General features: G+C 63.8%; 7 protein-coding genes and 1 pseudogene. All 8 read right to left on the bottom strand.

The window, feature by feature from the left end; translation table 11 throughout:
* Positions 1–208, bottom strand: a pseudogene (locus ACESMD_RS05335) (DNA polymerase III subunit epsilon); the annotation flags it as partial.
* Positions 208–579 carry a response regulator transcription factor gene (locus ACESMD_RS05330; protein WP_372611038.1) on the bottom strand — a complete coding sequence of 124 codons (372 nt, stop codon included), beginning with the start codon at positions 577–579 and terminating at the stop codon, positions 208–210. The gene ACESMD_RS05330 and the pseudogene ACESMD_RS05335, both read right to left, overlap by 1 nt.
* A gap of 199 nt (positions 580–778) precedes the next feature.
* Positions 779–1531 carry a YdcF family protein gene (locus ACESMD_RS05325; protein ID WP_372611036.1) on the bottom strand — a complete coding sequence of 251 codons (753 nt, stop codon included), beginning with the start codon at positions 1529–1531 and terminating at the stop codon, positions 779–781.
* A 192-nt stretch (positions 1532–1723) separates the two neighbouring features.
* The gene (nth, locus tag ACESMD_RS05320; RefSeq protein ID WP_372611034.1) at positions 1724–2362 is read right to left on the bottom strand and encodes an endonuclease III; all 639 of its coding nucleotides are present in this window, start codon (positions 2360–2362) and stop codon (positions 1724–1726) included.
* A gap of 7 nt (positions 2363–2369) precedes the next feature.
* On the bottom strand, positions 2370–3152 hold the full coding sequence (locus tag ACESMD_RS05315) for an RnfABCDGE type electron transport complex subunit B (protein WP_372611032.1): 783 nt from the start codon (positions 3150–3152) through the stop codon (positions 2370–2372).
* Between the two features lie 17 nt (positions 3153–3169).
* A complete protein-coding gene (gene metG, locus ACESMD_RS05310; RefSeq protein ID WP_372611030.1) occupies positions 3170–5212 on the bottom strand; it encodes a methionine--tRNA ligase in 2043 nt (680 codons plus the stop codon).
* A 93-nt stretch (positions 5213–5305) separates the two neighbouring features.
* On the bottom strand, positions 5306–5938 hold the full coding sequence (locus ACESMD_RS05305) for a glutathione S-transferase N-terminal domain-containing protein (protein ID WP_372611028.1): 633 nt from the start codon (positions 5936–5938) through the stop codon (positions 5306–5308).
* A gap of 38 nt (positions 5939–5976) precedes the next feature.
* Positions 5977–6258 carry a hypothetical protein gene (locus tag ACESMD_RS05300; RefSeq protein WP_372611026.1) on the bottom strand — a complete coding sequence of 94 codons (282 nt, stop codon included), beginning with the start codon at positions 6256–6258 and terminating at the stop codon, positions 5977–5979.
* Positions 6259–6401 lie beyond the last annotated feature (143 nt).

Here is a 6401-nt window from a genome sequence, read left to right as displayed (position 1 = left end):
GTTCAAGCAGCAAGCCGACCAGCAGGATGGTACCGCCACCCGAGAAGCAGCCCAGCCACAAGACGGCCCTGGGAATGCCTTGGGGCTGGAAGAGACCATCGAGCCATAGCGCGAAGAGGGCACCGCCGAAGAGGCTGATACCGCTGAGCAGCAACCAGAAACCCACCAGGCGCTGGCGCCTGGGCAGGCCGGAAAGACGAATGGCCATCAGGACACCTCGGCGAGCAGGGACTTGACCTTCTCCACGAGGGCCTGGGTGGAGAAGGGCTTGGTGATATAGTCATCGGCACCCAGGGCCATGCCCTTCTCACGCTCGACCTCGCGTCCGTGGGCGGTGAGCATGATGATCGGCAGGCGGGCATGGTCGCTGTCCGCGCGTAGTTGCTCCAGGACATCGAAGCCGCTGATGCCCGGCAGGCTGATGTCCAGCAGGACCAGGTCCGGCGCGCCTTCGGCAACCCGCGCTAGGGCGCTCTCGCCATCCTCGGCGGTAACGACATCGAAGCCGGCCTGCTGCATGAGAAATTCGATCGAGATGATGATATTGGGTTCGTCGTCAACCACCAGTACCTTGGCCATGGCGTACTCCTTGAATCAGGCGGTCTTTTTATGCGTTATTTATGCGTTATTACCGATCAGTCTAGTGGGCCGCAGCGCTCCGGCAAAGACGACCTTGGCAGGAGAGACCCCATATCCCCATGCAACAGATCCCCATGCAACAGAGGGATCCGATGCGAGTGCTACTGCTATCCGCCTATGCGGCGGTCAGTCACCGTTATCAGCGGTCGAGCAGACGCTGGCGCAGGGCCAGTTCCCCCCGCCCCAGCCACTCATGGAGCGCCCGGGTGCTCTGGTTGAGATGGTAGGCGCGTGGCAGCCAGCCCTGCAGGCCCGTGGGCGGTTCGCTGGCGAATTCCGTGGGTGCCGGGATGACGGTGAGACCCACTCGCTCGAACTCGGTGGTGGCGCGCGGCAGGTGCCAGGCCTGGGAGACCAGCGCGATCCGTTCGATATTGGCGGCACGCAGCATCTCGGCACTGTAGCGGGCGTTCTCGGCGGTATTGCGGCTCTGTCCCTCCATCCAGCGCACCGGTACCCCGAAGACCTCACGCAGCGCCGCGCCCATCAGGCTGGCTTCGGCACTGTGTTCGTCGTGAACGCGTCCGCCGCTGACCAGGATGGGCAGGCCGGATTGCCGATGCAGGTGGGCGCCATAGGCCAGGCGTCGCCAGGTGATATTGGAGGGGGCATCCCCCCAGCCGAACTCGGGCGCCCGGAAATCGCGTCCGCCGCCGAGTATCACGATGGCCTGGGCCCTGCCCAGGGTGCCGGGTCCTGCCAGGGGCGGGGGCTCGAGGCCCTGGCGAAGGGCATGACTGGCCACCGGGGTGGCCAGGGCCAGCAGGCCGCCCAGTCCCAGGACCACCAGCAGGCCTCCCAGCCACTGCATGCGCGACCACAGCAGGCCGCCGAGCAGGGTCAGGACGACGTTGATGAGGGGCGGCAGTAGAAGGTACTTGAGGGTTTCCAAGGCCGTTGTCTCCCTGTCAGTGATGCGGTATCTGCGTGGACAATGACGGGAGGTCTGGAGGCTGTGAGGTAGGGTAATAGCGCATGGGCCGGACTCCGGGTCGCCGTGATTGTTGTTCTGGAGGCCTATGGTCCAACAGCGCGTCCGGTTATGCAAAAACGCCAGCCTCGCCGATGCCCATCCTGCAGGCCGTCACGCCAGGTCGATCTTTTCCTTGAACTCGCACAGGTCCTCGATCACGCAGCTGCCGCAGCGGGGCTTTCTGGCCACACAGGTGTAGCGACCGTGGAGGATCAGCCAGTGATGGGCATCCTGGCGGAAGTCTCTTGGCACGTGCCGCAGCAGCTTGTGCTCTACCTCCAGCACATCCTTGCCCCTGGCCAGGCCGGTTCGGTTGGCGACCCGGAAGATATGGGTATCAACGGCAATGGTGGGTTCACCGAAGGCGGTATTGAGAATGACATTGGCGGTCTTGCGTCCTACCCCCGGCAGGGCTTCCAGCTCCCTTCGCGTGCGGGGGACCTCGCCATGATGCTGGTCGACGAGGATCCGGCCGGTCTTCATCAGGTTCTCGGCCTTGGTGTTGTAGAGGCCGATGGTGCGGATATACGCCTTGAGCCCGTCGAGGCCGAGCTCGAGGATTCCCCGGGGCGTGTTGGCCACCGGGAACAGTCGGGCGGTCGCCTTGTTGACCCCCACGTCGGTCGCCTGGGCCGAGAGCAGGACAGCGGTGAGCAGCTCGAAGGGAGTGGTCCAGTTCAGTTCGGTGGTGGGCTCCGGAATGTGGTCGCGCAGGCGGGCGAAGATCTCATGGCGTTTCTCGGCGTTCATGGTCGTCTCAGCAAGATTCGTGAGTCTGGAGGACACGCCTGGCATCGTCGAGGAGGCGGGATGCCTGGTCCACTTGTGCCTGTGCCGAAGCGACCGCTTCCGGCGTGTCCTGGCGTTCGGCGTGGCTGAGCTGCCTGCGCGCGCGTTTAAGGGCGTCTTCGGCGGCCTTGACGGCCATCTGTCGCTGGCGCTGCTCCAGTCGGTTGGTGGAAGACGTCCGCTTGACACGAGAGGTCTGACGGATCAGGCGCCGCTGGCGTTCCAGGCGCTTCTCCCTGGCCTGGCGCTTCAGGCGGCGCTGGCGTGCCTCGAAGCGTTGCCGACCCAGCCTGGCGCGACGGGCCAGGTAGTCACGGCGTTGGGTCTCGTTTTCGGCGGCGAGCCAGGCGGGATGGGGGAGGATGTCGATGCAGTCGACCGGACAGGGCGCCACACAGAGTTCACAGCCGGTGCACTCGTCGACGATGACGGTGTGCATGCGCTTGGAGGCGCCGAGGATGGCGTCGACCGGGCAGGCCTGGATGCACTTGGTGCAGCCGATGCATTCGGCTTCGCGTATCCAGGCCACCAGCGGAGACTGGGCGGGCTCTGCCAGGGGTTGCCGGGGCTGGCCCGTCAACTCGGCCAGACGCCCCACGGTCTGCTCACCGCCGGGCGGGCAGAGGTTGATTGCCTCGCCTTCCGCAATCGCCTCGGCATAGGGCCGGCACCCGGGATGCCCGCACTTGCCACATTGGGTCTGGGGCAGCTCGGCATCGACGGCGTCGATCAGGCTGGCGTTGCCGGTCACGTCGGCTCTCCTGACGGCTACTTGATCCGCTGGCCCGGCTCGGCACCGGCATGGGGCTCGAGCAGGTAGATGCCCGCGTCATTGCCGGCGGCCAGCACCATGCCCTCGGAGACACCGAAGCGCATCTTGCGTGGCGCCAGGTTGGCGACCATCACCGTCAAGTGGCCCTCCAGGGCCTCGGGGGCATAGGCGGAGCGGATACCGGCGAAGACGGTGCGCGTTTCGCCGCCCAGGTCGAGGGTCAGCTTCAACAGCTTGTCGGCGCCTTCCACATAGTCGGCCTTGGCGATGCGTGCGATACGCAGATCGACCTTGGCGAAGTCGTCGAAGGCGATCTCGGGGGCGATGGGGTCGTCGGTCAGAGGCCCCCTGGGGGCCTCCTTGAGCTTCTGTTCTTCCATCAGATCCTCCTTGGAGACTTCTATCATGGCGTCGATCCTGTCGGGTTCCACTCGGGTCATCAAGGGCTTGAACCTGGCGACGGGGTGATCGATGAGCACCTCATGGCGACTGTGCCAGTCGAGCGTCTCGAGTTGCAGGAAATCCCTGGCACCCTCGGCCATGGCCGGCACCACCGGCGCCAGATAGACCATCAACTGACGGAAGAGGTTGATGCCTACCGAGCAGATCTCCAGCACCTCCTGCTCGCGGCCCTGCTGCCTGGCCAGCACCCAGGGCTCCTTCTCGGCAATATAGACGTTGGCCTCGTCGGCCAGTTCCATCACGCGGCGCATGGCACGGCCGAACTCGCGCCGCTCGAAGTCCTCGGCGACCGCGTCGCCGGCGGCGATGAAGCGCGCCACCATCTCTGGCTCGCTGCAGTGGCCGGCGAGGTGGCCGCCACCCAGTTTCTTGACGAAGCCGGCACAGCGGCTGGCGATGTTGACGACCTTGCCCACCAGATCGGCATTCACCCGGGCGGTAAAGTCCTCCAGGTTGAGGTCGAGGTCGTCCACGCCCGAGGTCAGCTTGGCGGCGAAGTAGTAGCGCAGGTATTCGGGATTGAGGAAGTCGGCATAGGTGGCGGCATTGATGAAGGTGCCGCGGGATTTCGACATCTTGGCGCCGTTGACCGTCACGAAGCCGTGGCAGTTGACTGCGGTGGGCGTGCGGAAATCGGCGCCGTGAAGCATCGCCGGCCAGAACAGCGCATGAAAGTAGACGATATCCTTGCCGATGAAGTGGTAGACCTCGGCGTCGGAATCGGGCACCCAGTAGCTGTCGAAGTCCAGGCCCTGGCGCTCGCAGAGGTGCTTGAAGCTGGCCAGGTAGCCGATCGGGGCATCCAGCCAGACATAGAAGTACTTGCCCGGGGCGTCGGGGATCTCGAAGCCGAAATAGGGCGCATCACGGGAGATGTCCCATTCGTTGAAGCCCGACTCGAACCACTCCATGAGTTTGTTGCGAATCTGGGGCTGGACATGGCCCTCGTTGATCCAGCCCTGCATGAAGTCCGCGAAGTCGGGCAGCTTGAAGAAGAAGTGGGTGGAACTGCGCACCTCGGGAGTGGCACCGGAGATCGCCGAGACCGGGTCGATCAACTCCGCCGGGGTATAGGTGGCCCCGCAGGCCTCGCAGTTGTCGCCGTACTGGTCATCGGTTCGGCACTTGGGACAGGTGCCCTTGATGAAGCGGTCGGCCAGGAAGAGCCCCTTGACCGGGTCGTACATCTGCTCGATGTCGCGGGTGGCGATGTGGCCCTTGTCGCGCAGGCGGTTGTAGATCAGCTCGCTGAAATAGCGATTCTCCGCGGAGTGCGTGGAGTGATAGTTGTCGAAGGCCACGCCGAAGGTGGCGAAGTCCTGCTGGTGCTCGCGGGAGACACGTTCGATCAAGGCCTCCGAGCTGATGCCTTCCTGTTCGGCGCGCAGCATGATAGCCGTGCCGTGGGCGTCGTCGGCACAGACATAGTGGCACTCATGCCCGCGGCTCTTCTGGAAACGCACCCAGATATCGGTCTGGATGTATTCCAGCAGGTGGCCCAGGTGGATGGCGCCGTTAGCATAGGGCAGGGCGCTGGTGACCAGGATCTGGCGCGGTTGGCGTGCGGTGTTCGACATGACGGTTGTTGAGATCCCATGAAAATCAGACCGTTGATTGTAGCCATCTTCGCCATCGCCTGCATCCGCTGGGCGCTGTCGAATCCCGTCCGATCAGGGAAGCGGAATCTCGTTGACCTTCTTCGGGCTGTGATAGCCCCGCTGTACGGCTGGCCGTTCGGCGATCGCCAGGTACCACCGCTTGACGTTGGGGTAGTCGTTGAGGTCGATGCGCTGCCACTCATAGCGGGAGATCCATGGCCAGGTGGCCATGTCGGCGATGGTGTAGTCGTCACCGGCGAGATAGGCGTTGTCGGCCAGGCGCTGGTCGAGTACGCCATAGAGCCGCTTTGCCTCGCCATGGAAACGCTCCTCGGCATAGGGCGCCTTGCCGGGATTGAACTGCAGGAAATGATGAGCCTGGCCGAGGAAGGGCCCGATACCGCCCATCTGCCACATCAGCCACTCCAGGGTGCGATAGCGTCCTTCGGCATCCGTTGGCAGGAAGCGTCCGGTCTTCTCGGCCAGATAGATCATGATCGCGCCGGACTCCATCAGCACCATGCCGGTGTCATTGTCGCGGATCGCCGGGATCTTGTTGTTGGGGCTGACGGCAAGGAAATCGGCGGCGTATTGCTCGCCATTGGTGATATCAACGGCATGGGCCTCATAGGGCAGCCCGAGTTCCTCCAGGAGGATGGAAACCTTGCGTCCGTTGGGGGTGGTCCAGGTCCAAAGGTCAATCATGGCAGATGTTTCCTCAGTACAGGGCGGTTCAACCGCTGTCAGTAGAGCGCCTGTTCCTCGTCGGCGACCTCCTTCAGGAGCTCCAGGAAGAGGTGATCGGCCTCGGAGTGCTCTGCCGGGTCCTCGGGAATATGTACGCTGGTGGTATCGGATATCTCGTTGGCGATCCGCGCCATGACGTCATCCTTTCTGCCCTCGGCGAGCTGTCGCCGGGCGATGTCCAGGGACTGCTCAAGGATCTTCGGGTCCTGGAGCAGTTTCTTGATGAAACCACGCAGTTCATTGATGACTCGGGTCTTCTGAATTTCCGAAGAGGCCATGGCGTTCTCCTTGTCTGGCACGGTTTGTCTGGCACGTTCTGTCTGGCGCTGGCTGTCTTCCACTGCGTGCCGGACTTCTCTTTTCGGGTATTTTCCCGACGATAGCACGGTTGTCGAGAGGGCGGCTGTCGCTGACGGAAACG

It is taken from the genome of Halomonas sp. (genome assembly GCF_041689495.1).
Lineage (GTDB): Bacteria > Pseudomonadota > Gammaproteobacteria > Pseudomonadales > Halomonadaceae > Halomonas.
Note: the sequence above shows the minus strand (reverse complement) of the source record. Positions and strands in the feature narration are given on the sequence as shown.

What these genes read in the sequence shown, in the direction of transcription:
- ACESMD_RS05330 (WP_372611038.1), bottom strand. Translation starts at nt 579, where the DNA reads ATGGCCAAGGTACTGGTGGTTGACGACGAACCCAATATCATCATCTCG.
- nth (WP_372611034.1), bottom strand. Translation starts at nt 2,362, where the DNA reads ATGAACGCCGAGAAACGCCATGAGATCTTCGCCCGCCTGCGCGACCAC.
- metG (WP_372611030.1), bottom strand. Translation starts at nt 5,212, where the DNA reads ATGTCGAACACCGCACGCCAACCGCGCCAGATCCTGGTCACCAGCGCC.
- ACESMD_RS05305 (WP_372611028.1), bottom strand. Translation starts at nt 5,938, where the DNA reads ATGATTGACCTTTGGACCTGGACCACCCCCAACGGACGCAAGGTTTCC.
- ACESMD_RS05300 (WP_372611026.1), bottom strand. Translation starts at nt 6,258, where the DNA reads ATGGCCTCTTCGGAAATTCAGAAGACCCGAGTCATCAATGAACTGCGT.